Source organism: Streptomyces sp. SID14478 (assembly GCF_010548525.1).
In the GTDB taxonomy this organism is placed as follows: domain Bacteria; phylum Actinomycetota; class Actinomycetes; order Streptomycetales; family Streptomycetaceae; genus Streptomyces.
Genome location: NZ_JAAGMG010000533.1, coordinates 1 through 1,318, shown reverse-complemented (window position 1 = coordinate 1,318; position 1,318 = coordinate 1). Strand labels below are relative to the sequence as shown.

1 protein-coding gene and 1 pseudogene are annotated in these 1,318 nt (G+C 73.6%); both read left to right on the top strand.

What is annotated here, in order from left to right; genetic code table 11:
• On the top strand, positions 1-1,038 hold a 1,038-nt coding region (locus G3I40_RS17510), incomplete at its 5' end, for a cyclopropane-fatty-acyl-phospholipid synthase family protein (RefSeq protein ID WP_164303085.1).
• A pseudogene (locus G3I40_RS17505) lies at positions 1,035-1,318 on the top strand (SAM-dependent methyltransferase); the annotation flags it as partial. The gene G3I40_RS17510 and the pseudogene G3I40_RS17505, both read left to right, overlap by 4 nt.

The window sequence follows — 1,318 nt, the reverse complement described above, 5'->3', positions numbered from 1 at the left end:
CGCCGCATCGGGCGACAGGGACTCGTCGGATTCGGCGAGTCGTACATGGCCGGCGAATGGGACGCCCCCGACCTCGTGGCGGCGCTCACCGTGCTCGCCGCGCACGCCGCCGAGCTGGTCCCCGCCCCGTTGCAGCGGCTGCGCGGGCTGTGGGCGCTGCGCCGCCCGCAGGAGCAGCGCAACACCCCGGACGGCTCGCGGACCAACATCAGCCGCCACTACGACCTGTCCAACGATCTGTTCGCCCTGTTCCTCGACGACACCCTCACCTACTCCGCGGCGCTCTTCCGTGCCCTGCCGGCCACGTGGGACCTGTTCGCCGACGCCCAGCGCCGCAAGATCGACCGGCTGCTCGACCTCGCCGGAGTGCGCGAGGGCAGCCGCGTGCTGGAGATCGGCACCGGGTGGGGCGAACTCGCCGTGCGCGCCGCCGCCCGCGGCGCGGACGTCACCTCGCTCACCCTCTCCCACGAGCAGCGCGACCTCGCCCGCGCCCGCATCGCCGCGGCCGGGCTGTCCGACCGTGCCCGCGTGGAGCTGTGCGACTACCGCGACGCGCGCGGCACCTACGACGCCGTCGTCAGCGTCGAGATGATCGAGGCCGTCGGCGCGGAGTTCTGGCCGGTGTACTTCCGCACCCTCGACGAGCGCCTCGCCGCGGGCGGGCGCGTCGCGTTGCAGGCGATCACCATGCCGCACGACCGGATGCTGGCCAGCCGTTCCACGTTCACGTGGATCCAGAAGTACATCTTCCCCGGCGGCTCGCTGCCGTCGGTCGAGGCGATCGCCCAGGCCGTGCACGACCACACCCGGCTCACCATCAGCCGCCGGGACGGCTACGGGGCCCACTACGCCGAGACGCTGCGCCTGTGGCGCGAGCGGTTCGCCGCGCGTGCGGACGAGGTCGCCGCCCTGGGCTTCGACGAGACGTTCCGCCGCATGTGGACGTTCTATCTCGCCTACTCGGAAGCCGGGTTCCGCTCCGGATACCTCGACGTCCAGCAGTACTTGCTCACCAAGGAGGACACCCGCCGATGACCGCCACCCGTTACGCCCGGACCGGGGCGGCCCACCGACTCGCCGAGATCGCCGAGGCAGCGCTCGGCGGCCCGCTGCCGGTTCGCCTGCGCGCCTGGGACGGCACCGAGACCGGACCGTCCGAAGGCCCTGTCGTCGTCGTCCGCTCCCGGCGGGCCCTGCGCCGACTCCTGTGGCAGCCGGGCGAGTTGGGCCTCGCCCAGGCGTACGTCACCGGCGAGATCGACGTCGAGGGCGACCTGGCCGCCGGCCTGCGCGCCATGTGGTCCGCGGCCCGGCG